The organism is Geotalea sp. SG265 (genome assembly GCF_022808985.1).
Lineage (GTDB): Bacteria > Desulfobacterota > Desulfuromonadia > Geobacterales > Geobacteraceae > Geotalea.
In genome coordinates this window covers 48,185-73,869 of record NZ_JAKZFT010000001.1, presented here as the reverse complement: position 1 = coordinate 73,869, position 25,685 = coordinate 48,185, and the positions used below count along the sequence as shown (strand labels likewise).

17 protein-coding genes are annotated in these 25,685 nt (G+C 57.9%); 12 read left to right on the top strand and 5 right to left on the bottom strand.

The features are described 5' to 3' along the window. The gene (locus ML541_RS00400) at positions 1 to 1,995 is read left to right on the top strand and encodes an adenylate/guanylate cyclase domain-containing protein (protein WP_243369661.1); all 1,995 of its coding nucleotides are present in this window, start codon (positions 1 to 3) and stop codon (positions 1,993 to 1,995) included. Positions 1,996 to 2,066: 71 nt separating this feature from the next. Here the strand turns inward: ML541_RS00400 and hpnH are convergent, their stop codons facing one another. The 4 genes from hpnH to shc all read right to left on the bottom strand — a co-directional run bounded on the left by hpnH (position 2,067) and on the right by shc (position 8,183). Then, the gene (gene hpnH / locus ML541_RS00395; protein WP_243369658.1) at positions 2,067 to 3,065 is read right to left on the bottom strand and encodes an adenosyl-hopene transferase HpnH; all 999 of its coding nucleotides are present in this window, start codon (positions 3,063 to 3,065) and stop codon (positions 2,067 to 2,069) included. Positions 3,066 to 3,105: 40 nt separating this feature from the next. Beyond that, positions 3,106 to 5,016 carry a 1-deoxy-D-xylulose-5-phosphate synthase gene (dxs, locus tag ML541_RS00390; protein WP_243369656.1) on the bottom strand — a complete coding sequence of 637 codons (1,911 nt, stop codon included), beginning with the start codon at positions 5,014 to 5,016 and terminating at the stop codon, positions 3,106 to 3,108. A gap of 100 nt (positions 5,017 to 5,116) precedes the next feature. Then, the gene (gene hpnA / locus ML541_RS00385) at positions 5,117 to 6,103 is read right to left on the bottom strand and encodes a hopanoid-associated sugar epimerase (protein WP_243369654.1); all 987 of its coding nucleotides are present in this window, start codon (positions 6,101 to 6,103) and stop codon (positions 5,117 to 5,119) included. Positions 6,104 to 6,116: 13 nt separating this feature from the next. After that, on the bottom strand, positions 6,117 to 8,183 hold the full coding sequence (gene shc, locus ML541_RS00380) for a squalene--hopene cyclase (protein WP_243369652.1): 2,067 nt from the start codon (positions 8,181 to 8,183) through the stop codon (positions 6,117 to 6,119). Positions 8,184 to 8,376: 193 nt separating this feature from the next. Between shc and ML541_RS00375 the strand changes: the two genes are divergently transcribed. The 6 genes from ML541_RS00375 (at position 8,377) to ML541_RS00350 (ending at position 17,414) form a co-directional block, all read left to right on the top strand. Then, positions 8,377 to 11,064 carry an MMPL family transporter gene (locus ML541_RS00375; protein WP_243369651.1) on the top strand — a complete coding sequence of 896 codons (2,688 nt, stop codon included), beginning with the start codon at positions 8,377 to 8,379 and terminating at the stop codon, positions 11,062 to 11,064. A 360-nt stretch (positions 11,065 to 11,424) separates the two neighbouring features. Next, entirely contained in the window at positions 11,425 to 12,015 is a 591-nt protein-coding gene (locus ML541_RS00370) for a class I SAM-dependent methyltransferase (RefSeq protein ID WP_243369649.1), read from the top strand. Continuing rightward, a complete protein-coding gene (gene hpnI, locus ML541_RS00365) occupies positions 12,008 to 13,159 on the top strand; it encodes a bacteriohopanetetrol glucosamine biosynthesis glycosyltransferase HpnI (protein WP_243369647.1) in 1,152 nt (383 codons plus the stop codon). The genes ML541_RS00370 and hpnI overlap by 8 nt, the downstream gene beginning before the upstream one ends. A 100-nt stretch (positions 13,160 to 13,259) precedes the next feature. Next, complete coding sequence (fusA, locus tag ML541_RS00360; protein WP_243369645.1) at positions 13,260 to 15,326, top strand: elongation factor G; 2,067 nt, start codon at positions 13,260 to 13,262, stop codon at positions 15,324 to 15,326. Between the two features lie 55 nt (positions 15,327 to 15,381). Continuing rightward, positions 15,382 to 17,007, top strand: coding sequence for an NADP-dependent glyceraldehyde-3-phosphate dehydrogenase (locus tag ML541_RS00355; RefSeq protein WP_243369644.1), 1,626 nt, complete (start codon positions 15,382 to 15,384; stop codon positions 17,005 to 17,007). A gap of 107 nt (positions 17,008 to 17,114) precedes the next feature. Then, positions 17,115 to 17,414 (top strand): zf-TFIIB domain-containing protein, encoded by a 300-nt coding sequence (locus tag ML541_RS00350; RefSeq protein ID WP_243369642.1) that lies wholly within the window; start codon positions 17,115 to 17,117, stop codon positions 17,412 to 17,414. Positions 17,415 to 17,642: 228 nt separating this feature from the next. On the opposite strand, the gene ML541_RS00345 is transcribed toward ML541_RS00350, so the two are convergent. After that, positions 17,643 to 18,803: a general secretion pathway protein GspE gene (locus ML541_RS00345; RefSeq protein WP_243369640.1), complete on the bottom strand. Its 1,161-nt coding sequence runs from the start codon at positions 18,801 to 18,803 to the stop codon at positions 17,643 to 17,645. 152 nt (positions 18,804 to 18,955) lie between these two features. Here ML541_RS00345 and ML541_RS00340 point away from each other — a divergent pair, with 152 nt between their 5' ends. The 5 genes from ML541_RS00340 (at position 18,956) to ML541_RS00320 (ending at position 25,681) form a co-directional block, all read left to right on the top strand. Continuing rightward, on the top strand, positions 18,956 to 19,981 hold the full coding sequence (locus ML541_RS00340; RefSeq protein WP_243369638.1) for an MBL fold metallo-hydrolase: 1,026 nt from the start codon (positions 18,956 to 18,958) through the stop codon (positions 19,979 to 19,981). Between the two features lie 128 nt (positions 19,982 to 20,109). Beyond that, on the top strand, positions 20,110 to 21,198 hold the full coding sequence (gene leuB, locus ML541_RS00335; protein WP_243369636.1) for a 3-isopropylmalate dehydrogenase: 1,089 nt from the start codon (positions 20,110 to 20,112) through the stop codon (positions 21,196 to 21,198). Positions 21,199 to 21,431: 233 nt separating this feature from the next. Continuing rightward, a complete protein-coding gene (gene asd, locus ML541_RS00330) occupies positions 21,432 to 22,532 on the top strand; it encodes an aspartate-semialdehyde dehydrogenase (protein WP_243369634.1) in 1,101 nt (366 codons plus the stop codon). 104 nt (positions 22,533 to 22,636) lie between these two features. Continuing rightward, positions 22,637 to 24,481, top strand: a complete 1,845-nt coding sequence (locus ML541_RS00325) for a carbon starvation protein A (protein ID WP_243369632.1) — start codon at positions 22,637 to 22,639, stop codon at positions 24,479 to 24,481. Between the two features lie 177 nt (positions 24,482 to 24,658). After that, positions 24,659 to 25,681, top strand: a complete 1,023-nt coding sequence (locus ML541_RS00320) for an aspartate-semialdehyde dehydrogenase (protein ID WP_243369630.1) — start codon at positions 24,659 to 24,661, stop codon at positions 25,679 to 25,681. The last annotated feature ends 4 nt before the right edge of the window (positions 25,682 to 25,685 follow it).

The following is a 25,685-nucleotide window of genomic DNA, read 5'->3' as shown; positions in this document are numbered from 1 at the left end:
ATGAAGCGGCTCTCTTTCCAGCGTCTGGCAACGGTTCCCGCCCCGGTCTGGCGGGTGCTCATCGGCCTGCTCGTCACCGCCGTGATGGTCTTGCTCATGCTCCGGCAGTTCTATCCCCTGGAACTCCTGGAGATGAAGCTCTTCGACACCGCATTCATGCTGAGGGGCAAGGTCAATCCTCCCGATGCAGTGGCCATTGCCGAGATCGACGAAAAGAGCCTGCAGAAGATCGGCCGCTGGCCGTGGGACCGGAGCGTTATGGCGAGGCTGGTGGACCGGCTGGCAGAAGCCAATGCCGCAGTTATCGCCTTCGACGTGATGTTTTCCGAGGCGGACAAAAACGACCCGCTCTTTGCCCGGGCCATCAATCGTGCCGGCAATGTCGTTCTTCCCGTTGTCTTCGATTTCTACGGGACTCCAGGAGGGGGCTTTGATCCCCTGCTGAACGCCTCCGCCTACCAAAACATCCACAACCAGCCGCTTCTGAGCGCCTTCGTCCCCCCCACTGCGAGCGGCGTCAGCCTGCCGGTGTCGGCCTTGAGCACCGAAGCAATGGGATTCGGACATATCAGCATGCTTCCCGACAGCGACGGCACCATGCGCTGGGAGCCTCTGCTCGTTTCCTGCGGCGGCCGTTACTTTCCACCCCTCGGCTTGCAGTCTGCCGCCTATTTCCTAGGCGTGCCTCCTGAGAGCATCGTCGTCAGGGCAACGGAGTCGGTTGCCGTCGGCCAGGCGGTGATTCCCACCGACATCTGGGGACGGACCCTCATCAACTACTACGGCCCCGGTGGCTCCTTTCCCCACTACTCCATCAGCGACATCATCGACGGCACAATTCCCACGAAGCTCCTGGAAAACCGGGTCATCCTGGTGGGGGCAACCGCTCCCGGGATCTACGACCTGCGGGTGACCCCCATGGCGGCCGCCATGCCGGGGGTCGAGAAGCATGCCGCCATCGTTGCCTCCATCATTGACCGTTCCTTTATCCGCAAACTCCCTGCCCGGGCCGATTTGGCCATACTCATCGTCAGCGGTCTGCTCCTGACGGCGATTTTAAGCCGCAGAAAAATCATGGGCGCCATCATGACAACGGCCTTCGGTATGGTGGGGCTCCTGGCAAGCGGCTATTTCTTCTTCAGCCTGAAAGGGATCTGGCTCAACCTGGCCTACCCAACCAACAACCTGCTTTTCATCTTCATCGGCGTCACCGCCTTCAACTATGCCTTCGAGGAGCAGCGGGCGCGCCGCATCAGGGCCATGTTCTCCAATTATGTGGCCCGCACCATAGTCAATGCCCTGATCGACAATCCCGACATGGCCCGACTGGGAGGGGAGCGGCGGGAGGTGACGGTGCTCTTCAGCGACCTGGTAGGGTTCACCACCTTTTCCGAGCAGCACTCGCCGGAGGAGGTAGTGGCGGTGCTCAACGAGTACCTGGGGGTGATGACCGACGTCGTCCTCAAGTGGCAGGGGACCCTGGACAAGTTTATCGGCGATGCCATTGTTGTCTTCTGGGGGGCGCCTCTGCCTGCTGCGGACCATGCGGAGCGGGCCATCGGCTGCGCCGCGGAAATGGCCAAAGAGATGAGACGATTGCGGGAAAAATGGCTGGGAGAAGGAAAAGCGCCGCTTTATGCCGGCATCGGCATCAACACCGGCGAAGTGCTGGTGGGCAACATCGGCGCCATGGGGAAGAAAATGGACTACACCGTCATCGGCGACCAGGTCAACCTGGGCTCCCGGGTGGAATCCCTGACCCGCCACTACCGGGTGCCGATCCTCATCACCGCCAACACCATCGCCAAGCTCTGCGCGAAGGGCCCGGACAACAGGCTCTCGGGCCTGGCCATCCACGGCATGGAGCGGGTCATCGTCAAGGGAAAGGCAGAACCGGTGGCTCTCTACCGCCTGGATGAACAGCCCGACCCGTCGCAGCCCCTCATCATCGAAGACTGCCCCGAGGTGGCGGTGGTGCGGTTTTTGGAGAAGTGACAATTTTTAAAAACAAAAAGCCGCCTTGGGTAACAAGGTCGGCTTTTTGTTGTGGTATGTGCTGCAGTTTTCTACGTCAAATTCCACACAATCATCTCCCAAATATCCTTCCAACTCTTGCCGATCTCCCCGACGACCGTCGGCTCGAAACCGCAGTGCATCATGCACTGGGCGCAGCGGGGGTCTTTGCCAACGCCGTATTTTTCCCAGTCGGTTTTTTCCATCATCTCTTCGAAACTCTTGTAGTGGGCGTCGGTGATCAGGTAGCAGGGGGCTTTCCAGCCCTGGGTGTTTCTGGTCGGGTTGCCCCAAGGGGTGCAGTCCAGCTTTTTCTCACCTTTTAAGAAGCGCAGGTACATGGGGGTGGAGAAGAAACGGAAGCGCTTGCTCATCTCGAAGACCTGCTCAAATTTCTTTTCGATCTCCCGCCGCTCCAGGAAGAGCTTTTCGCCGACCGCCTCGTAACCGAAGCCGGGGGCCACCAAAAGGCCGTCCACGCCGATCTCTTCCAGCTTGGAGAAGAGCATCTCGATCTCCACCAGGTCGGTTTCCTTGAAGATGGTGGTGTTGGTGCAGACGCGGAAGCCGAGCTTCTTCGCCTTCTTGATGGCCTCGATGGCGGTCTTGAAGGTTCCCTTGCGCTCCAGGATGCGGTCGTGGGTTTCTTCCATGCCGTCCATGTGTACGTTGAGGGTGAAGTTGGGATGGGGGCGCATGTTGTCCAGGGCTTTTTCCAGCAAAAGGGCATTGGTGCAGAGGTAGATGTGCTTGCCCCGCTTGAGCACCCCGTCGATGAGCTCATAGATGTGCGGGTAGAGGAACGGCTCGCCGCCGGTGATGGTGACGACGGGGGCTGGGCACTCGTCCACGGAGCTCAGGCATTCTTCCAGGGAGAGCATCTGCTGGATGGTGTCGGCATATTCACGAATGCGGCCGCAGCCGGAGCAGGCCAGATTGCAGAGATGGGTCGGTTCCAGCATCAGCACCAGGGGGTATTTCTCCACCTTGTTCATTTTGTTGGCAATGATGTATTTGGTCAGGTCGTAATTGAGACGGAGGGGGAAGCGCATTCACTATCCTTTCATACTGTTTGCTTAAAAATCGATGATTTTATTTCACCCGGACCAAGCCGGGGTGGCTTTGATTGCCGGCTTTGAGAAATGCTTCGGCAGCCCCGGCGATGCCGACAGCGTCCAGTCCCAAGTCTTTTCTCAGCTGGGCCTGGCTTCCCTGCTCTATAAAGCGGTCGGGTATGCCGATCCTTTTGATGCGGATGCCGGTGCCTTCGTCGGCGAGGAGTTCCATTACTGCTGTACCGAAGCCCCCTTGCAGGGCATTTTCCTCCACGGTGACCACACAACCGCTGCGGCCAGCCGCGGCGAGGATCAGGTCGCGGTCCAGGGGCTTGACGAAGCGGGCGTTGATGACGCCGGCGTTGATGCCTTTTGTTTTCAGCTGCTCGGCGGCTTCCAGGGCCGGATAGACGGTGCTGCCGATGGCGATGAGGGTGATATCTTCCCCGTCTGTCAGTTGCTCGCCCGCCCCCAGAGGAATGGCCTTGAGAACGGAGTCCATGGGGACGCCGTAGCCTGCTCCGCGGGGATAGCGCAGGGCAATGGGACGGCCGGAATAGATGGCGGTTTTCAGCATGTGCTGCAGCTCGTTCTCGTCCTTGGGGGCCATGACGGCCATCTCCGGCAGGTGGCGCAGGTAGGAGAGATCGAAAACGCCGTGGTGTGTCGGTCCGTCGTCCCCCACCAGGCCGGCCCGATCCAGGCCCAGGGTGACCGGCAGTTTCTGCAGACAGATATCATGGAAGATCTGATCGTAGGCGCGCTGGGCGAAGGTGGAGTAGATTGCTGTCACAGGGCGGAAGCCCTCCGTGGCCATGCCGGCGGCAAAAGTCAGGGCATGCTGTTCGGCGATGCCCACATCGAAGAAACGATCGGGAAAGGCCTTGGAAAACTTGGAGAGGCCGGTGCCATCGGGCATGGCGGCAGTGATGGCGACGATCTTTTCGTCCTCTTCGGCAAGCCTGCAGAGGGTGTCTCCGAAGACCCCGGTGTAGGAGGCGGGGCCCGGCTTGCCGCCGGTAACCTTACCGGTCCTGATGTCGAAAGGGCCAACGCCGTGGAATTTGTCCGGAGTGTCTTCCGCAGGCTGGTATCCCTTCCCCTTGGTGGTCACCACGTGGACCAGGACCGGACCTTCCAGGGAGCGGACATTCTTCATGATCTCGATCAGCTGGGGGAGATCGTGGCCGTTCACCGGGCCGATATATTCGAAGCCGAGCGCCTCGAAGAGGGTGCCGGGGGTGAGAAAGCCCTTCAGGGAGTTTTCCGCCTTGCGGGCGAAATGGAGGATGTTGCCGCCGATGGCGGGAATGTTCTGCAAGAGCCCCTGCATCTCCTTTTTGAGCCCGCGGTAATAGTTACCGGTCAGCTTGCGGGAGATGAAAGTGGAGAGGGCGCCGACATTTTTAGAGATGGACATCTCGTTATCGTTCAGGACCACCACCAGGTTTTTTCGCAGGTGACCTGCCTGATTGAGCGCCTCGAAGGCCATGCCGCCGGTGAGGGAGCCGTCGCCAATGACGGCGATGACCTTGCTCCGGTCTCCTTTGAGACAGTTGGCGACTGCCATGCCCAGCCCGGCGGAGATGGATGTGGATGAATGACCGGCGCCGAAGGCGTCGTGTGCCGATTCGGAGCGTTTAGGGAATCCGGCGATGCCTTGGTACTGGCGCTGGGTGTGGAAGACATCCCGACGGCCGGTGATGATCTTGTGTGTATAAGCCTGGTGCCCCACGTCCCAGATGATGCTGTCGCTGGGGGAGTTGAAGCAGTAATGCAGCGCCAGGGTCAGTTCGACGCACCCAAGGTTTGACGCCAGATGACCCCCTGTCTTGGAAACGGTTTCGAGCAGGAACTGACGGATTTCACCAGTCAGCGCAAGCAGCTCATCCTCCTTCAAGGTCTTCAGGTCGGCGGGGCTGTTTATTCTATTGAGAATGCTGGACATACAAACCTCTTAAAAACAGTTCCGGGTTCTATGTTCGGTGTTCTACGTTAGAAACCAAGACTGGAACCTTGAACCTTGAACCTAGAACCTAGAACACGTTTCACTTGGCATACCCTGCGGAGCGGAACCATTCTACCGCCTTTGCCAGGGCATCGCCAACTGAATTCTGCGGCAGCCCCAGTTCCTGCACTGCCTTGGTCGAGTCGAAGAACATGAACTTGCGTGCCATCTGTACGCCGGCCAGGGGGATCAAAGGTTCTTTGCCTGTCAGCGCCGCCAGCGCTTCGTTGGCATAGGCGGCCAGAAGAATGGGGTAATAGGGGAGTCGTACCTTTGGTGCCGACAACCCGGTGACCTGTTGTAGCAGGGAGAAAATCTGCTTCAGGCTCAGGTTTTGATTTCCCAGGATATATTTCTCACCGATGCGTCCCTTTTTGGCAGCCAGGAGATGGCCGTGGGCGCAGTCCTCCACATCGATGATGTTGAGCCCCGTATCCAGGTAGGCAGGCATCTTGCCGTTGAGGAAATCGACGATGATCTTGCCGGTGGGGGTCGGCTTGATATCCATTCTGCCAACTGGTGTGGACGGATTGACGATGACCAGCGGCAGCCCCTTGGCGATGAACGATTCCGCCTCCCGCTCGGCGAGAAACTTGCTCTTTTTGTAGTGGCCGACCATGTCTGCCAGTGTTACAGGTGTCGATTCGTCGCCCGGATTGCCGTCGCCTGGATTGCCCAACGTGCCGACGCTGCTGGTGTAGACCACCTTCTCCACACCTGCCTTCAATGCTGCAGAAAGGACATTGCGGGTGCCGTTGACGTTGATCTCGTACATCTGCGACGGGTTTTTCGTCCAAAGCCGGTAATCGGCGGCGGCATGGAACACCGTGTCACATCCGCCGATCCCTTTTCTCAGGGTATCCGGGTCGCAGAGATCCCCTTCGCAGACCTCCACGTCGAGCCCCTTGAGATTGCCGCGGTCCGAGCCTGCCCTGACCAGGGCCATGACCGTGGCGCCATCCTGCAGAAGCTCTCTGACGATGCTTGCACCTATGAAACCGGTTGCGCCGGTAACGAAAGCTTTCATTGTCCCGCCGATATTACTTTTTCTGCTCGCCGGCCTGCAGCTCGGCTTTCCCACCGGTCTTGCGACGGTAAGTGCCCAAAGCGGTGAGAGGGAAACAGTTGCGGTAGATATGGTACTTGATCATGAAAAACTTGGGAAAGCCGGTGCCTGTGTAGAGGTCCTCGTCCCAGGTGCCGTCGCTCTTCTGGTTTGCAAGGAGGTACTGGATGCCCCGTGCTACGGCGCTGGAATGCTCTTCGCCGACTGCCATCAGTGCCAGAAGTGCCCAGCCGGTCTGGGACGGGGTGCTGGCGCCGATGCCCGCCAAGGAAGGGTCATGATAGGATTCGCAGGTTTCTCCCCAGCCGCCGTCGATATTCTGCCGGGACTTGAGCCAGTTGATTGCTTTCCGGATGTACGGCTGGTTGAAATCCTCGCCCATGGCTGAAAGGCCGCACAGAACGGACCAGGTGCCGTAGATGTAGTTGACTCCCCAGCGTCCCCACCAACTGCCGTCAGGCTCCTGGCTCTTCTTGATGAATTCCAGCGCCTTTACTGCCTGGGGATAATCCTTTGCATAGCCGAAGGTGCCCATCAGCTCCAGCATCCTTCCGGTAAGATCGGCGGTGGGCGGGTCGATGAGGGCTTCCAGGTCGGCGAAGGGAATTTTGTTCAGCAAGTATTTGGTATTGTCCTTGTCGAAGGCGCCCCAGCCGCCGTTCTTGCTCTGCATGCCCAGGCACCAGGCAATGCCGCGCTTGATGGCGGTGTCCATGGATTTACGGTCCTTGACGGCAACGTCTTTCAGGGCCATCATGACGAATCCTGAATCGTCCACGTCGGGATACCAGTCGTTGAGAAATTCAAAGGCCCAGCCGCCCGGTTCAAGATCAGGAGACTTGATCTTCCAGTCGCCCGCCTTGCGCACTTCCTTGTCCAGAAGCCACTGGGCCGCCTTGACCAGCGATGGGTGATCGTTGGGAACATCGGAATCAACCAGCGCCTTCAATGCCAGTGCCGTGTCCCAGACGGGTGAGATGCACGACTGGAGCACCAGGTTGTCTTCGCTCTCAATGCAGAAATTTTCCAGGGCTTCCAGGCCTTTGGCCACAGCCGGATGGTTGTTGGCGTAGCCCAGACAGTGCAGCGCCAGCACGGAATTGAGCATGGCCGGCTGGATTCCACCCCAGTCACCGGTTACTTCCTGGTGTTCCAGCACCCAGTTTTCCGCCTTGAGCATCGCCTTTCTCTTGAAGGGACGGATCGGGTTGCTCTCGTATACCTTCAGGATGTGGTCTACGCCGATAAAGAAATTTTTCCAGGTAAAGATGCCATCTTCCCTGGTGAAGGTGTAGTCGATAGGGCTGGGCGGGCGGACGTACAGCTCCTGGACTCTGGAAGAGGGGGGAAGCTTGCGCACCGGCCGCTGGGTCATGACGATGGACAGGGGGATGATGGTAGCCCGCGACCAGCTGGAGAGTTCATACATGTTGAAATATGCCCAGTTGGGTAGCAGGATCAGCTCGATAGGCATGGAGGGTACGCCGAACCAGGCGAACTCCCCGAACAGTGCCAGGAATATCTTTGTGAAGACGCGGGTTTTGATAATACCGCCGTTGTCGAGAATAAACGCCCGGGCCTTGACCATGGCCGGATGATCTGCTGGATAGCCGGCAAGTTTCAGGGCGAAATATGCCTCGACGGTGGTGGAAAGGTCTCCGGGACCGTCGTAGTAAATGGTCCAGAAGCCCTCTTCCGTCTGCTTGCTGAGGAGGTAGTTGGCCATCTTCCGTTCACGTTCACGGTCCACAATGTCCATGAAGTGGTAGAGCATGATGTATTCGGCAGTTATGGTGCAGTTCGCTTCAAGCTCCGCCCACCAATAACCGTCGGGAAGCTGCTCGCGAAAGAAGAAGTCGCGGCTGTTCTCGATGGCCATATCCAGCGGGCTCTTCTGATCACCTTCCTTCTTCTTCCAGATGGAAGGGGGGAGGTGGTGCACCTTGCCCCCTGTTTTTGGTGGCTGTGCCGGTACGGTATCGACGCTTTCGCCGTTAAAGGATGTCAGTGCATGTGATATGGGATGTTTGCAGGGACTCATTATACACCATGCTCCTTTTTTCTCGTTAGTCTTTACAAATTATCCTTCAGATACAAGTTGCTAGGGATAGCACAATTTTGTGAAAAGGTATACCCTTAATGATGTTTACGCCCGTTCTGCAAAGTACGGCCGTGGTTGATTTCACCAAACGGCTGTGTTACATAAGCTGAATTGCTTCACTTCAAGGAGAAATATGAAAACTGAAAAACGATTCAAAGGCCTGTTCGGTTTTGTTGCTGCATATCCCCGCGTCATTATGGTGGTTGCTCTGCTTTCTGCCCTTCTTTCCGTATTCTATACGGCGAGGAAGATGGAGTTTCTTACGGGGCGCGACGATCTGATGCCGAAAAATACCGGTTACCACCAGGATTACCGGAACTGGCGCCAGGAGTTCGGCGACATGGATGATATCGTCGTCGTCATCGAGAGCTCCGACTCGGAGCGGGCCGCCCGCTTCGGCACGGCCCTTTACCAAAAACTCGTTGCCGATAAGCAGCACTTCCAGGACGTATTCTATCCTTTCGGGCTGGAGTTCTTCAAGAAGAACGGCCTGCTCTTCATGCCTGCCCCGGAGGTGCATGCGCTACGGGAAAATCTGACCCCCCTAAAACCGGTGCTCAAGGAACTCTCGGCATCACCCTCGGTCCAGACTCTCTTTACTTATCTTACCAGGAACATCGACCAGTATGTGGACGAGTGGCGTACTTTGCCGGATGCCGAGGCACGGTTGAGCAGTCTTACCTTCATGCTGGACAAGCTGGGGATCGGCTTCAGAAGCTTCGGCGACGCTCAGGGTCCCCCCCCTACACTGGAACAGTTCTTTTTCCAGGGGAAGGATGGCAAGGAGTCCAGCTTTGCCAAGGCCGGCAAGATGCAGATCATCACCGTGCTGCCGGTGAAGAACCAAGCCAGCTTCGTCCCTGCGGAAGAGGCGATTAAGGTGATCCGGGGGCATCTGGCGGAACTTCGCAAGCAGCCCCAGTTCAGGGAGGTCACTGCCGGTCTGACTGGCAATCCGGTTCTGGAGCACGAGGAGATGTCCACCAGCCAGAGCGATATCACCCTGGCCACGGTCGTTTCTCTCATTCTGACGGTCATCCTTCTGCTGGTCGCCTTCCGTGGCGTCCTCAACGTCATAGCGGCAATGGTCTCCCTGGTGGTGGCAATTTGCCTTTCCTTCGGCTTTGCCACCCTGACCGTGGGGCACCTGAATATTCTCTCCATGGTTTTCGCCATCATGCTCATCGGCATCGGCATCGAATACGGCATTCAGGTGGTGCTCCGCTACCAGGAGGAGCTGACCGGAGGGAGCGACCCCCTTGCCGCCATAGAGACCGGGGTGAGAAAAAACGTCTGGGCGATCATCATGGCAGCAGCGACCGTTGCCGCTGCCTTTCTGACCTTCATCTTTACCGATTTCAAGGGCATCGCCGAGTTGGGCATCATTGCCGCCGGCGGCGTCGCCATTTGCGTCATCATCACCTTTACTGTGCTGCCGGCCATGCTGGTTCTTCTGGCCCGTTTTCGCAGGGACAAGCAGCGCAAAGCCGCCGGTGGTGCCTCCCATGTGGCGATTCCCGAGCCGGTCAAACAGTTCCTCTTTGGCCACCCCAAGGCGGTGGTGGGAATTTCCCTCCTTCTCTGCCTCGCCTCCCTCTATCCCCTGTCCCGGGTAACCTTCGATTACAACCTGATGAATCTCCAGGCCAAGGGGCTCGAATCGGTAAAGTATGCCTACAAGCTCATGCGCAGCTCGGAAAACTCTGGCTACTTTGCTGTGGTTACGGCCGATTCGGCTGCGGATGCGGCGGCAAAGACCAAGGCACTGGAATCACTTCCCACGGTCGATCATGTTGTGAGCCTCAATTCTTTCGTCCCGGAGGATCAGGCCCAGAAAATAACCGACCTGGCCGCATTGCGCCGGGAACTGGCCGACGTGCAGCCGGGCACCTATGAGGAAGATCTGAGCCTCATGGAGCTGCCGGAGGTCTTTGAAAACTTCCGCAATGCCGTGGCACGGCTGAAGACAAAGCTGGAGGAGGAGCGGAAACCGGAAGCTCAGCCTGTTGCGGCTTTTCTGACCACCCTTGATAGGTTTTTCGCCAAACTGGAGAAGGAGAAGGACCGTAATGCCGTGGGAATGCTCAAGGATTTCCAGGGAGGAATGTTCGCCGAGCTGCCCGAGAAGATCAAGTTCCTCAAGGAAACCTTGAATGCCGAGGCGGTCACTGCCTCGTCCATTCCTACGGAACTGAAAAGCCGCTTTGTCGGCAAGACAGGTCGCTACATGCTGCAGGTGGTGCCCAAGCATGATATCTTCAACCGGGAACCGCTCAAGGCGTTCCTCGACGACGTGCGCAAGGTGGATGCCCATGCCACCGGCGAACCGGTCATGGTCTATGAATCAATGACGATCATGCGCGATTCCTACATGAAGGCCTTCGCCTATGCTTTCATCGCCATCGTCATGATTCTGCTCATCACCTTCAGGAGCATCAAGTTCGCCCTGATCGGCCTGGTGCCGCTCATTGTCGGGGTGCTTTTCATGGTCAGCGGCATGTGGCTGTTCGGCATCAACTTCAATTCGGCCAACATCATCGTCATGCCCCTGGTGCTGGGCATTGCGGTCGATTCGGGCATCTATATCATCAACCGCTTCCGCCGCGAAGACGGTTCGGCAACGTCGGTGGTCATGAGCAGCACCGGTGTGGGAGTCATCCTCAATACCCTGACCATCATGGCCAGCTTCGGCGCGCTGATGGTGGCCCACCACCAGGGGGTATTCAGCATCGGCGCCGTCATGTCCTTGGGGATGGCGGCGTGCCAGTTGGCGTTTATCATTACGTTGCCGGCAGTCCTGACCTTGGTCGGCAAGAAGTAGGGATAGACGGCTCCGATAAAAGTCCATCTGCGGCGTTATGCTGCGGGCCACAGCGCTCAACGTAGCGCTGCTACGCCTCGCACTGCCGTCCTCGCAAGCCTTGCAGCTGGAGCTTTTCTCGAAGCCGGTCGGTTTTTTTTACTCACACGTTTTCTTTGATGGCTGCCGTGGCTTCGGTAGTGAGTGATCGAGCTGCAGCGGCGAGCGGACGCCCGCCTGGAATTGCTCTAAGCAGGGACTGCCCGCATTTGGTTTTACAGCTGTTGAAGGCGAAGTCCCTGCAAGGCCCGCAGCTGTAGCGACCGAACGAACGGACGAAGTCGCGGCAGGCATCCTTGCCGCACGTGAGGCTAAAATTTGATGGATTCTTTTCGCAATGCAGTGGCCTTGGGCCATCTTTTCCTGCGCGAGCGGGTAAGGCCGGGGGACAGGGTGGTGGATGCCACCTGCGGCAATGGCCATGACACGCTGTTTCTTGCCGGACTGGTGGGTACTGAGGGGAAAATCTTCGCCTTCGATGTTCAGGCAGAGGCTCTGGCAGCAACTAGACAACTGCTTGAGGAACATCATTGCCTGGATCGGGTACAGCTGTTCCATGTGGGCCACGAGGAAATGGCAATCCATGTGACTGCGCCGGTGCGGGGAGTGGTTTTTAACCTCGGCTATCTCCCCGGCAGCGATAAAAGCTGCATTACCAGGCCAGAGACAACTCGTGCCGCCCTGGAACAAGCTGCAGATCTGATCCAGCCGGGGGGGATTCTGGTAGCCGCCGTGTATCCAGGGCATGAAGGTGGTGGCGAGGAGGCGGCTGCGGTGGAGCAATGGGCCGGCTTGCTAGCGCCGCAGCAATACTCCGCCTGGTGCAGCAGGCAGATCAATCGATCATCCAACGCCCCATATGTGGTTACTGTGCAAAAATCCACCCTTAAGGATTCAGCAAGGCATGCTTGATACGCTTCTCCCATTTCTCCTCATTGCACCGCCCCTGATCTATTCACTGCTTTCTCTCTGGTGCGGCCGTGCCTATTTGGGCCGGAAAAAGCCGCCATGCGACTTCCTGCCGCCGGTGACGATCCTCAAGCCGGTCAAGGGGATGGATGCGGATAGCTTCGCCAATTTCGCTTCTTTTTGCACCCAGGATTACCCCTGCTTTCAAATGATCTTCGCCGTTGCCTCCGCTGCCGACCCGGCCATACCGGTCATCGAACGATTGATCGTGGAATTTCCCGAGGCCGACCTGGAACTGGTGGTGGATGAACGGATCTACGGCCCGAACTACAAGGTCTGCAACCTGATCAACGCCTTTCCCAAGGCGAAGCACGACATCATCATCGTCTGCGACAGCGATATCCGTGTCCGCACAAACTATCTGCAGGAGGTCTGCGCTCCATTTACCGATCCACGGGTGGGGCTTGTCACTTCCCTCTACCGGACGACCGGCGTTTTGGGAGCCGCCAGCGCCATCGAGGCCATGGGCTTTACCGCGGAAATGGTGCCCAATGTCATGGTGGCCCTGAGGTTGGAGGGACTTTCTTTTGCCTTGGGGGCTTCCATGGCGGTGAGACGGGAGGCGCTTGAGAGAATCGGCGGCTTTGCTGCGCTGGTAGATTACCTGGCCGATGACTACCAGCTAGGAAACAAGGTCCACAGGGCTGGTTACCGGCTGGAGCTGTCCGACTGCTATGTGGAGAGCATCCTCCACCGGGAATCCCTGCGGAATATCCTTTCCCGCCAGTTGCGCTGGGCTCGAACCATGCGCGTCAGCCGCCCGGGAGGCTACTTTGCCTCCGGCATCACCCAGCCTTTTCCCGCCGCACTCCTCGCCATTGCCCTTTCCCGATTTTCCGCGACCGGTTTCACTGCTGCCGCTATCCTGTATGGCTGCCGCTCTCTTGTTACCCTCATCTACAGCCGCTCCTTCGTCGGCGATCGCCTTTTTCCAAAATGGCTCTGGCTGCTTCCCCTGCGGGACTGTCTTGCCTTCGCAACCTGGGCGCTTTCCTTTCTCGGCAACCGGGTCGCCTGGCGCGGCCATTGGTTTCGACTCCTTCCGGGCGGCAAGATCACAGAAAACCATAGCCACGGGACCCGCTGATCTACTACCTTCGCCGGATGCCGTTCCCTCCATATCTGCTATAATCTACTGGTTCCGAGACCTCCCTTTCCTTCCAACCTGCTGATTTTTGCGAGGTGTCATGATTACCCCACTCCTTGCCCGGATCCGCAACATCGGCATCATCTCCCATATCGACGCGGGAAAAACCACCGTTTCCGAACGCATCCTCTATTACACCGGCGAAATCCATAAGATGGGAGAGGTGCATGACGGGGAGGCGGTCATGGACTGGATGCCCCAGGAGCAGGAGCGGGGCATTACCATCACCGCTACCGCCAACAGCTGCACCTGGCGGGACTGCCGCATCAATCTCATCGACACGCCGGGGCATATCGACTTTACCATCGAGGTGGAGCGGAGCATGCGGGTGCTGGATGGAGGAATCGCCATCGTCAGCGCCGTTGAAGGGGTTCAGCCCCAAACCGAGTCGGTGTGGCGTCAGGCAGATCGTTACCGGGTGCCGCGCATCTGTTTCGTCAACAAGATGGACCGCATCGGCGCCGACTTTGCCGCGGTCCTTTCGTCGATTGAATCCCGGCTGAAGGTCCGGGTCGTGCCCGTGCAGCTCCCAGTCGGCTCGGAGGCCGGCTTTATCGGGGTCATCGACCTACTGGCGGAGGAACTGGTTCTCTTCAGCGAGGCGGACCGGGGGATGACCGTTGAGCGGCTGCCGATCTCACTGGAATATGAGAAAGAGGCTGCAGCCGCCCGCAATCTGGTGGTTGAAGCTGCCGCTGATTTCGACGACAGGGTCCTTGCCGATTACCTCGCCGGGGTGAAAATTTCCGCGGAACGGCTGATTCCTGCCCTGCGGCAGGGAACCGTCTCCTGCAGCATTTGCCCGGTCTATTGCGGTTCCGCCCTGCGCAACAAAGGAGTTCAGCCCCTTCTCGACGGGGTCGTGGACTTTCTTCCCTCGCCGCTGGATCTGCCGCCGGTCACGGCACGCCCCCCCGGAGGTGGCGAGACCGTGGCAGTTCCCTGCGATCCGGCGTCTCCCCTGGTCGCCCTTGCCTTCAAGGTGCTTGCCGAAGAAGGGCGGAGACTCACCTATCTGCGTATCTATGCGGGGAAGCTTTCCAGCGGTGCGGCCGTTTTCAACGGTAGCAGCAAGGTTCTGGAGCGGGCTGACCGTCTCTTCCACATGCATGCCCACAAGCGGGAGCAGATTGGCGAGGCCACTGCAGGGGATATTGTTGCCGTAACCGGCATGAAGCACACCCTCACCGGGGATACCATCTGCGCACCCAGCCATCCCCTGGTCCTGGAGGGGCTCACCGTCCCAGAACCGGTGGTATCAGTGGCCGTTGAAGCAAAGGGGGCCGAAGACCGGGAGCGGCTCCCCGAGGCGCTGGAGACGCTGCAATGGGAGGATCCTACCTTCCGCGTCCACGAGGACCGGGAAACCGGAGAGACGATCCTGACCGGCATGGGGGAATTGCACCTGGAGATTGTTACCGACAGGCTGAAGCGGGAGTACGGCATCGGCGTCAAGATTGGTCCGCCGCGTGTCATGTGCCGGGAGACCTTGCGTCGGCCGGTGACCAGACGGGAGCTGTTTGCCCAGGAGGTGAACGGTCGCCTGCAGAAGGGGGAAGTCCTGCTTTCCATCCGGCCATTGCCGCGAGGGGAGGGCATCCGGATTATCGGGCCACTTGGCGAATCGTCGCCATTGCCGCTGGAGATGCAGACAGCTCTGGAAGAAAGCCTACGTTCAGCCTGCGCGTCGGGGGGCAGGACCGGCTATCCCTATGCTGATCTTGAAGTAGAAGTCGTGGAGGTTCCTTTCGAGCCGGGGATCACTACCGAGATGGGGATCAGGGCTGCTGCCCACCGCGGTTTTGCCCGGGCGGCAGAGGAGGGGGCACCCATTGTCCTCGAACCGGTCATGGCCCTTGAGATTATAACTCCCGCCGAATATGCCGGGCGGGTCCTGGGGCAGATACAGCAGAAGCGGGGGCGGGTCGAAGGGCTGGCGGTATGGTCGGAGAACCAGATAATAAGTGCCCAGGTGCCCCTGGTGGAGATGTTCGGTTACATGACCGAACTGCGCAGCGCCACCAGGGGGGGAGGGAGTTTCACCATGCAGTTCGATCATTTCCAGGAGGCAAGCGCCGAGGTCCGGAAGGGTTCCGGTCTGGTATAATTATGAATACGGGCGGACAAATTAAAGCTGTCGATCCAGGGACATGGGAGGTCATATGGTTCTGCAAGAGAGCATGGCGGGGCTTTTCCCTGCCGAAGCCGACATACCGGCGGCCTATGGGCTGCCCGAGCCGGTGGAGATGGACCGGTTCCTGCTCAACGGAGAGCTTCGCCATTGGGAAGGTCCAATGCAGGAGGTTTATTCGCCGGTGTGTGTGCGCCAAGACACCGGCTTGTCGCGCAAGATGATCGGCCGGTTTCCCCTCATGGCCGAGGGGGATGCTCTGGCCGCTCTTGCTGCTGCCGTCGAGGCCTACGATTCTGGCCGCGGCCGCTGGCCGACCATGCCGGTGGCCGCCCGCATCGAGTGCGTGCAGGAATTTGCCTGGCGCATGAAGGAAAAACGGGGTGAAGTGGTCCGGCTGCTCATGTGGGAGATCGGCAAGTCCCTCAAGGATTCGGAAAAGGAGTTTGACAGGACGGTGGATTACATCATGGATACCATCGACGCCTTGAAGGAGCTGGACCGGGTTTCGTCCCGCTTCGTCATCCAGCAGGGCATCATCGGCCAGATCCGCCGCTCCCCCCTGGGGGTGACCCTGAGCATGGGGCCTTATAACTATCCCCTTAACGAGACCTTCACAACACTCATCCCGGCGCTTATCATGGGCAACACGGTGCTGCTCAAACCGCCCCGCCACGGCATCCTGCTATTTTCCCCGCTGCTCAAGGCTTTTCAGGAATCATTCCCGCCGGGAGTGGTCAATACCCTTTTCGGCGCAGGCAGGACCATCACCCCCCCGCTCATGTCATCGGGGAAGGTGGATGTATTGGCCTTCATCGGCTCAAGTAAGGCAGCCGATCTCCTGCAGAAGGCCCACCCCAAAATGCACCGCCTGCGCTCGGTTCTGGGGCTGGAGGCGAAAAACCCGGCCATTGTCCTGCCCGATGCGGACCTGGATAAGTCGGTGGAGGAGTCTCTGGTGGGAAGTCTCTCCTTCAACGGCCAGCGCTGTACAGCCATCAAGATCATCTTCGTCCATGAATCCATTGCCTATCGATTCGTCGCCGCCTTTGCCAAAGCCGTTAACGCGCTGAAATGCGGCATGCCGTGGGAGCCGGGGGTGGTCATAACGCCATTGCCCGAGGCGGGCAAGCCGGAATACCTGTCGGGACTCGTGAACGATGCGACGCGTCTCGGTGCCGAAGTTATGAACGAAGGGGGAGGGACGGTCAGGGAAACGTTCTTCCATCCGGCGGTTCTCTATCCGGTGAACGGGCAGATGCGGGTCTACACCGAGGAACAGTTCGGTCCGGTCATCCCCATCCTCCCCTTCAGCGACCTTTCCGTTCCCATCGACTACATCACCCAATCGGCCTATGGTCAGCAGGTGAGCATCTTCGGCCATGAGACGATGGAACTGGCCAACCTCATCGACCCCCTGGTCAACCAGGTGTCGAGGGTCAACATCAACAGCCAGTGCCAGCGCGGGCCCGACATCTTTCCCTTTACGGGGCGCAAGGACTCGGCGGTGGGGACCCTTTCCGTTTCCGATGCGCTGCGGGCCTTTTCCATCCGTGCCCTGGTGGCCGCCAGGGAGTCCGACCAGAACAAGGAGATCATCCGCAATATCGTCCGGGAGGGGAAATCCAACTTCCTTTCCACCGACTTCATCCTCTAAGCTGGCTATACAGAGGTTAGCCGTTGCGGCGGCCATTAACAAGGTTATAATGAGAATGTGGCGGGCGAAGTGATGTTATTCCCAATGCAATAAAGAAGGAGGCGTGTATGAACAGCAAATGGGACGAGCGGGAAAAAGCCCTGGAAGACCAGTATATTTACAACGAGGAGAAGAAAAAGATCGAAAAGATGCGGGAGGCAGCCCGGGAAAAGATCATAAAGACCTACTGCAAGAATAGGTGCCCAAAGTGTGGCACCGCTATAATGCCCATGACCTTCCGCGGCGTCCCCCTGGATAAATGCCCGACCTGCGGCGGCATCTGGCTTGGTCCCAGGGACCTGCAGATACTTGCATCGAAGGACCATCGCAGCTGGTTCGACAAGTGGTTCAGGGAAGAGGAAGGCTGATTTTGGATACTGAAAAGGCCCGCCGGATTTCGACGGGCCTTTTTGCCTTCAGAGATTTCTTGAACGGAGGAGGGGGCGAACGTTTAAGCATCGTGCGGCATTACATGGGTGGCACCGCAAGGTCCGCAGCTGTGGCGACAGAGCGAACGGACGACGTCACGACTGCCTTGGTTTCCCCGAAATTCCCGGACCGAGCTTTTCTTATTCCTGAATTCCACGAGTCTTCCCTCAGGTCATGAGGATCTTGCTCTTGAGGATGAGAATCTCGAAGGCCATGGCGGCTTTGCCGATAACCTTCTGCATGTCGACGACCCGTTCACCCAGGGGCTGTTTACCCCCCTCGACATAGAGGATGGAAACCACCCTGCCCATCATGACCAGCGGCACCAGCAGCGCGGTCACCGGTTTTCCTCCCCCCAGTGCCGCGAGCATGGTGCCGTTGCCGGGGGTGTCCGCCAGAGGCCCCAGGTAAAAGCTCTTGCCTTCGGTGACGATCTGCAGCACCGATGGTGCCTTTAACGGCACCTGGAATTCCTCGAAACCTGCAAGGGGCTTGCCTTGTGAAACAGCGCTCCACCCGCCGGCGGTATTTCCCTTGACCATGAAGAGTGCGACGCGGTCGAATTCCTGCCCGGCAAAGGTGACGATGAGGCTGGCGATGGCATCCCGGTCCTCCGCCTCCGCCAGTTCCATGGAAAGGGTGTCGATGGTGTATTTATCGATGGTCTCTTTTGCCGCTGTGCTGAATGACGCAGGTGCCGGCGCACTGGAGCCGGCAGGCCCAATCTCCATCTCTGCCAGTTCGGAGAGAAGGGGAAGCTCGATGACCTCTTCTTCCGGGGGAGGCGCGGGTTTTGCCGATGGCGGTGTTGATACCGTGGCTTGGGAAGGGCCGGTACTCCTGGCAGCCCGTGCTTGCCGTCTTCCACCGTTGGCGACGGTGATGTAGCGTGTTTCCCGCTTGATGCCGTAGTGCTTCTCCAGGGCAAGAATGATGCTTAGTTCCGTGGCGATCATCGGTATAACGATAAAGCCGGTGATAAATGATATCTCGTCGATGGAGGCCAGATTGGAGGGGTCCTCCATGGCTACGTAGAGTTTTTTCTTGTCCAGTCCCAGGGGGATGACCCGGTATTTTCTGACGGTTTCTTCCGGGATGAGTTTTGCTGTGGCGGGGGAGAGGTTAAAGAGGTGCTCCTTCTTGGCACAGGGCACACCGAGCTTTTTGCTGAGGAACTGGGCCAGTTCCTCTTCTTCTATATATCCCATCTCGATGAGGTTTGTGCCGATTTTGCCGCCGAAGATGACCTGGCTTTTCAATGTTTCGTCCAGTTCAGCCTGTGTGATCTTACCCGACTCCACCAGTATCTCACCCAGTTTGATTGCCATCAATCCCCCCAGTATTAAAATTTCCACTTACTCTAATTCCTCGACCCGCACCTGTCAACAGCATTTGACGGTGGCAACTTCACGATTGTGCGGCATTTTGACTGTTATCCCGTTGCCGCTACAATTGATTCATGGCAGAAACAGAGGTGCCCATGACGCCACAGTTCCATCCGTTTCTCATCAATGATCCCTTGGACGATCCCGGTCTCTACATCGACTTCCTCTTCGAGCGCCGGGCGGTGCTTTTCGATCTTGGTGACCTGTCCAGGCTTTCCCCACGGAAACTGCTGCGCGTGGGCCATATCTTCATCTCCCATACCCACGTCGATCACTTCATCGGTTTCGATCAGCTGGTGCGGACCTGCCTCGGGCGGGATAAAACCATCCATTTGTATGGACCCGCAGGTTTCGTCGATCAGGTGGGGCACCGCCTGGCGGGCTATACCTGGAATCTGGTTGAGAATTACCCCACCGACTTCACGGTCGTTGCCATTGAAGTGACCAAAGACGGTTCCGCCTCTTCTGCCGAATTCCATTGCCGGGAAGGCTTCCGCAGGAGAGATCGGCCGCCGTTCACCATTGATGGGGGGCTGTTGCTGGATGAGGAGACTTTCTCCATCCGCTGTGCCTTCCTCGATCACCGTACCACCAGCCTTGCCTTCTGTCTGGAGGAAAAGCAGCATGTGAATGTCATGAAAAACTGCCTGGAAGAACTGGGGCTCCAAGTGGGACCATGGCTGGCAGAGCTGAAACGGGCCGTACTGCAGGAAAAGGAGGATGATACGCTCATTCGTGCCAGGAGAAGGACCGTCGCCGGCTCGGAGGAGCGAATTTTCAGGCTCGGCGAGCTGAAGGGGAAGGTGCTGCAGGTAGTGCCCGGACAGAAAATCGCCTATGTCACCGATGTGGTCTTTTCCCCGGCCAATGCAGAAAAAATCGTCGCCCTTGCCAGTAATGCCGACTACCTCTTCATCGAATCAACCTTCCTGGATGAAGAGGCGGATCGGGCCCGGGAAAAATGCCACCTGACTGCGGCCCAAGCTGGTTCCCTTGCCCGCAGGGCTGGCGCTGCACGGGTTACACCCTTTCATTTTTCTGCGAAATACAAGGGGGAAGGGGCACGCCTCGAACATGAAGTGGCGGAGGCGTTTGCCAGGGAAGGGGGCGAAGTTTCCTGACGATCAATCCTTGCTCTGCGCTGTCTTTTTGCCCAGGATCGCCTGAAAGCGGTCCTTTTTTGTTGACAATGACCGCTCGGGGCAAATAATATCGACCAATTTTTTAAAATGAGCGGGGGGAATGAACAATGGCAAAAACATTTAAAGTGGCGGTTCTGCCTGGCGACGGCATCGGCCCCGAGGTAATGGCCGAGGCCCTCAAGGTCCTGGACGCTGTCGAGACTAAATACGATGTGAAATTCGAGCGGACCCATGCCAATGTGGGTGGAGCCGGAATCGATAACGAGGGTAAGGCCCTTCCCGAAACAACCGTCAATATCTGCAAGGCTGCTGACGCCATCCTCTTCGGCTCGGTGGGCGGTCCAAAATGGGAAACCCTGCCCCCCGACGAGCAGCCGGAGCGTGGCGCGCTGCTTCCGCTACGCAAGATCTTCGGCCTCTATGCCAATCTCCGTCCTGCCATCATTTTTCCCTCTCTGACCGGCGCCTCGTCCCTGAAGGAAGAGGTCATCGCCGGCGGCTTCAACGTTCTGGTGGTCCGGGAACTGACCGGCGGTATCTATTTCTCACAGCCCAAGGGTATAGAGGGGCAAGGGCGCGACCGGATCGGCATCGACACCATGAAATACAGCGTACCCGAGATCGAGCGCATCACCCACGTGGCCTTCCAGGCGGCCCGCAAACGCTCAAAAAAGGTCTGCTCCATCGACAAGGCCAACGTCCTTTCTTCCTCCGTGCTCTGGCGCGAGGTGGTGACTGGCATCGGCAAGGAATATCCGGATGTGGAGCTGACCCACATGTACGTGGACAACGGCGCCATGCAGCTGGTGCGCTGGCCCAAGCAGTTCGACGTTCTTCTCTGCGAGAACATGTTCGGCGACATCCTTTCCGACGAGGCCGCCATGCTCACCGGCTCCCTGGGTATGCTCCCCAGCGCATCCCTAGCCGAGGGGACCTTCGGCATGTATGAACCTTCCGGTGGCTCTGCACCCGACATTGCCGGCCAGGGTATTGCCAACCCCATTGCCCAGATACTCTCGGCAGGAATGATGCTGCGCTACTCCTTCGGCCTGATTGAAGCTGCCGACGCCATTGATAAGGCGGTGGCAAAGGTTCTGGATCAGGGTTACAGGACCAGGGACATTTATCAGAAGAAGGATGGGGAGAAGCTGGTAAACACCAGCGAGATCGGCAAGGCGATCATCGCTGCCCTCTAATAGGTTGTTGAAAAACAGCCATCTCGCCGCCGTCCTCGAAAGCCGCCTTGTGCGGCGTAGCGCTGCTACGCCTCCGCGAGCTTCCTGCGGTGCGACGACCTGACTATTTTTGACAACCTGAGTTTTTCGGAGCAAATGGGCTGCCGGTCAATGCCCAATAACTTGTTGCAATTTTGTTGCAGCACTTGTCATAATCAAGATTCACATTATCTCAACGGAAGAGGTATAGACATATGAAAGTCGGAATCGTCGGTTGGCGCGGTATGGTTGGTTCTGTCCTCATGCAGCGGATGCAGGAGGAGAAAGATTTCAGTCTCGGCTTCGAGCCGGTGTTTTTCACAACGTCCCAGGCAGGTCAGCCTGCCCCCATGAATGCGGGGACCCTGAAGAAGGCCGATGACATCGAGGAGTTGAAGAAGCTTGATATCATCCTCACTTGCCAGGGGGGAGACTATACCAAGGCAATCCATCCGGAACTGCGCAAGCAGGGTTGGCAGGGCTACTGGATCGATGCCGCCAGCACCCTGCGCATGGAAAACAACGCGGTCATCATCCTCGATCCGGTGAACCGCAATGTCATCGATGCTGCGCTGGCTAAAGGACAGAAGGATTTCATCGGCGGCAACTGCACCGTCAGCCTCATGCTCATGGGCTTGGGAGGCTTGTTTAGGGCGGGGCTCGTGGAGTGGCTCACCTCCATGACCTACCAGGCGGCTAGCGGCGCCGGCGCCCCCAACATGCGGGAGCTGTTGAGCCAGATGGGCACCCTCCACGGCGTTGTTGCCGAGGAACTGAAAAATCCGGCCTCTGCGATCCTTGAAATCGATAGGAAGGTGACAGCCACCCTGCGCGACGGCTCCCTTCCCACCAAGGAGTTCGGCTACCCATTGGCAGGCAGCGTCCTCCCCTGGATCGACAGGGAGGTGGAAGATGGACAGAGCCGCGAGGAGTGGAAAGGGTTTGCCGAGACAAACAAGATCCTCGGCACGACTGCACCGATCCCCGTGGACGGCATTTGTGTGCGGGTCGGCGCCATGCGTTGCCATAGCCAGGCCCTGACCATTAAGCTGAACAAGGACCTGCCCCTTGCCGACATCGAGAACCTGATCAAGAACGACAACCAGTGGGTGAAATTCGTGCCCAACACCAAGGCGGAGACCCTCAATGACTTGACCCCGGCTGCTGTCTCCGGTTCTCTCACTGTCCCGGTCGGCCGGGTGCGGAAGATGAAGATGGGGCCGCAGTTCGTACAGGCCTTCACCTGCGGCGATCAGCTGCTGTGGGGCGCGGCAGAACCGTTGAGAAGGATGCTGCGTATCCTCATGGAGCGGTAGGCTTATTCTATGCAGCTTGTTATCTGAGACACGAAGAAAGGCGTGGAGTTTTGGCTCCGCGCCTTTTCTTTGCCGCTGAGAGTCTCAAAAGAAGGGGATTGATCATGAGTGTAATCTATCTATTGGTATCTGCTCTTTGTGCCCTTGCCCTGGCATACCGCTACTACTCGGCCTTCATTGCCGCCAAGGTGTTGATGCTCGACGACCGGAATGTTACACCGGCACTTACCTGCAATGACGGTAAGGATTACGTACCCACGAACAAGTGGGTCGTGTTCGGACATCATTTCGCGGCCATTGCGGGAGCGGGACCACTGATCGGTCCGACGTTGGCCGTCCAGTATGGGTGGGGTCCGGGCTTTTTCTGGATTCTGCTGGGCTCGGTTTTTGCCGGTTGCGTCCATGACATGATCATACTCTTTGCGTCGGTCCGCCATCGGGGACAGTCCCTGTCGGTTATCGCACGAAAGGACGTGAGCAGGCTTACCGGGGTCACCACCGCGTTCGTTACCCTGTTCATCATTATCATCGCCCTGGCCGGTCTTGCCGTGGCTGTGGCCAATGCCCTCTACAACAACCCCTGGGGTGTATTCACCATCGGCATGACCATTCCCATTGCCATGGTTGTCGGTCTCTATATGTTCAAAATCAAGCCGGGCGCGATCCTGTCCGGAACCATCTTTGGCGTTGCCGCCGTGCTTGCCGCCGTTTACTTAGGGGCCCCCGTCGCACAATCTTCCCTTGCCGGCTGGTTCACCTTCAGCAAACAGAGCCTGTCGATCATTCTGCCGCTCTACGGATTTTGTGCTGCGGCCCTGCCAGTCTGGCTGCTCCTTGCGCCGCGGGACTACCTCAGTACCTATATGAAGATCGCCGTTATCGCGGGGCTGGCGCTGGGGCTTTTCATCGTCAACCCCACCGTGCAGATGCCCTTTGCGACCCAGTTTGTCAATGGCAGCGGACCGATCATTCCCGGACCGGTATGGCCCTATGTGTTCATCACCATCGCCTGCGGCGCCATCTCCGGATTCCATGCCCTGATCGGCTCCGGTACTACCCCCAAGATGCTGGAAAAGGAAACACAGATTCGTATGGTAGGGTACGGCGCCATGCTGACTGAAGCCTTTATCGGGCTGATGGCACTCCTTGCCGCCGTGACACTGGTTCCCAACGATTACTTTGCCATCAATACGTCGGCGGAGGCCTTCGCCAAACTCAATATGCAGGTCAAGGACCTGCCGGAGTTGTGCCGCCTGGTGGGGCTCGATGTTACCCATCGCCCCGGCGGGGCGATCTCGTTGGCAGTAGGTACTGCATATATCTTCTCCCATATGGGCGAGGGACTGCAGCATACGATGAAATACTGGTTTCAGTTCATCATCATGTTCGAGGCGCTGTTCATTTTGACAACGATCGATGCGGGGACGAGGGTGGCGCGCTACATCTTGCAGGATGTCCTGGGCAACCTCTATGCACCGCTCAAGCAGACCGACTGGTTACCTGGCATCATATTGACGAGTGGCACCGTTTCCTTTGCCTGGGGGTATATACTCTACACGGGAGACGTAACAACCATCTGGCCCATGTTCGGTGTGACGAATCAGACGCTGGCGGCGCTGGCTTTGGCAATCGGGACAACGATCATTCTCCGGATTGCGACGAAAAAGCGCTACGCTCTTATCACGGCGGTACCGTGCGCCGTAATGGCCCTGACGACCTTTGCCGCAGGTTACATGAACATCAGGCTCTACCTGGATAAAGGGATGATGCTCAACACCGTTCTCAGCATCGTTGTTATTGCCCTGGTGACGATCATTATCGTCGATAATGTCCGGGTCTGGATAACGCTCCTCAAGGCGGCAAAGCCGGTCGGCATGAACGATGAGCGTGGCGAAATTTACTGTCCGGTCGTTTCCGCCCATGCCCCCGATGATCTGCCGCTTGCGTGATTCTGACAAATTTCCCTGCCAAGCCGGCAGCTCCCTGGCAGAATTTCATTTGCTCTGAAAGTAACAGTTGGTATATACATGACGTCTTTTATCCCTCCGGTTTCAGCGGAGGATTCAAGTTTATGAAGGTTGCGTCTGCAATTATGCAGGCTAGGTGAAGAATGGAGAAATGACGTTATGGCAAAAAAACTATGGAATATTGCAATGGTCGGTGCGACCGGTGCCGTTGGCACGCAGATGATCGAGTGTCTTGAGGAGCGTGAGTTCCCGGTGGGGAAGATCAAGTACCTGGCCAGCAGCCGCAGCGCCGGTGAAATTCTGGAGTTCCACGGCAAGCCGATCATGGTGGAGGAATTGACCCACGATTCCTTCGACGGCATCGACATCGCCCTCTTTTCCGCAGGTGGCGAGCGCTCCCGCGAATTCTGCCCTTCTGCGGTCAAGGCCGGTGCCGTCTGCATCGACAATTCCAGTGCCTGGCGCATGGACGCGGATGTGCCGCTGGTGGTGCCTGAAGTAAATGCCCATGCCATTGCCGACTATACAAAGAAAGGGATCATCGCCAATCCCAACTGCTCCACTATCCAGATGGTGGTGGCCCTGAAGCCGCTCCATGACTACACACAGATCGAGCGTATCGTCGTTTCCACTTACCAGGCCGTTTCCGGCACCGGCAGGAAAGCCATTGACGAACTGCGCGTCCAGGTGGGTGAACTGCTCAATGGTCGGCCGGCCAACAATGAGGTCTATCCCTACCAGATCGCCTTCAACTGTCTCCCCCAGATCGATTCCTTCTGCGAAAATGGCTACACCAAGGAAGAAATGAAGATGGTCAACGAGACCCGGAAGATCATGGAGGCGGACATCCGGGTGACCGCTACCACAGTACGCGTTCCGGTCTTTTACGGTCATTCCGAATCGATCAATATAGAGACCGAAAAGGAAATTACCGTGGAAAAAGCTATGGAGCTCATTGCCGCTGCACCGGGGTGCGAGCTGGTGGATGAGGTTGGTGAGGGGATCTATCCCATGCCCATTGATGCCGCCGGCCAGGACCTCGTCCAGGTGGGAAGAATCCGCAAGGACGAATCCATAGCCAATGGTCTCAATCTGTGGGTGGTGGCGGACAATATCCGCAAGGGAGCGGCCACCAATGCGGTGCAGATTGCCGAGATACTGATCCGCGATTACCTGAAGTAATTTT

Excerpts from the sequence above, each read along its gene's own strand:
- dxs (WP_243369656.1), bottom strand. The coding sequence starts at position 5,016 with ATGTCCAGCATTCTCAATAGAATAAACAGCCCCGCCGACCTGAAGACC.
- asd (WP_243369634.1), top strand. The coding sequence starts at position 21,432 with ATGAAAGTCGGAATCGTCGGTTGGCGCGGTATGGTTGGTTCTGTCCTC.
- hpnA (WP_243369654.1), bottom strand. The coding sequence starts at position 6,103 with ATGAAAGCTTTCGTTACCGGCGCAACCGGTTTCATAGGTGCAAGCATC.
- ML541_RS00340 (WP_243369638.1), top strand. The coding sequence starts at position 18,956 with ATGACGCCACAGTTCCATCCGTTTCTCATCAATGATCCCTTGGACGAT.
- ML541_RS00345 (WP_243369640.1), bottom strand. The coding sequence starts at position 18,803 with ATGGCAATCAAACTGGGTGAGATACTGGTGGAGTCGGGTAAGATCACA.
- ML541_RS00370 (WP_243369649.1), top strand. The coding sequence starts at position 11,425 with ATGGATTCTTTTCGCAATGCAGTGGCCTTGGGCCATCTTTTCCTGCGC.
- ML541_RS00400 (WP_243369661.1), top strand. The coding sequence starts at position 1 with ATGAAGCGGCTCTCTTTCCAGCGTCTGGCAACGGTTCCCGCCCCGGTC.
- ML541_RS00350 (WP_243369642.1), top strand. The coding sequence starts at position 17,115 with ATGAACAGCAAATGGGACGAGCGGGAAAAAGCCCTGGAAGACCAGTAT.
- ML541_RS00355 (WP_243369644.1), top strand. The coding sequence starts at position 15,382 with ATGGTTCTGCAAGAGAGCATGGCGGGGCTTTTCCCTGCCGAAGCCGAC.
- hpnI (WP_243369647.1), top strand. The coding sequence starts at position 12,008 with ATGCTTGATACGCTTCTCCCATTTCTCCTCATTGCACCGCCCCTGATC.
- hpnH (WP_243369658.1), bottom strand. The coding sequence starts at position 3,065 with ATGCGCTTCCCCCTCCGTCTCAATTACGACCTGACCAAATACATCATT.
- ML541_RS00320 (WP_243369630.1), top strand. The coding sequence starts at position 24,659 with ATGGCAAAAAAACTATGGAATATTGCAATGGTCGGTGCGACCGGTGCC.
- shc (WP_243369652.1), bottom strand. The coding sequence starts at position 8,183 with ATGAGTCCCTGCAAACATCCCATATCACATGCACTGACATCCTTTAAC.
- fusA (WP_243369645.1), top strand. The coding sequence starts at position 13,260 with ATGATTACCCCACTCCTTGCCCGGATCCGCAACATCGGCATCATCTCC.
- ML541_RS00325 (WP_243369632.1), top strand. The coding sequence starts at position 22,637 with ATGAGTGTAATCTATCTATTGGTATCTGCTCTTTGTGCCCTTGCCCTG.
- leuB (WP_243369636.1), top strand. The coding sequence starts at position 20,110 with ATGGCAAAAACATTTAAAGTGGCGGTTCTGCCTGGCGACGGCATCGGC.
- ML541_RS00375 (WP_243369651.1), top strand. The coding sequence starts at position 8,377 with ATGAAAACTGAAAAACGATTCAAAGGCCTGTTCGGTTTTGTTGCTGCA.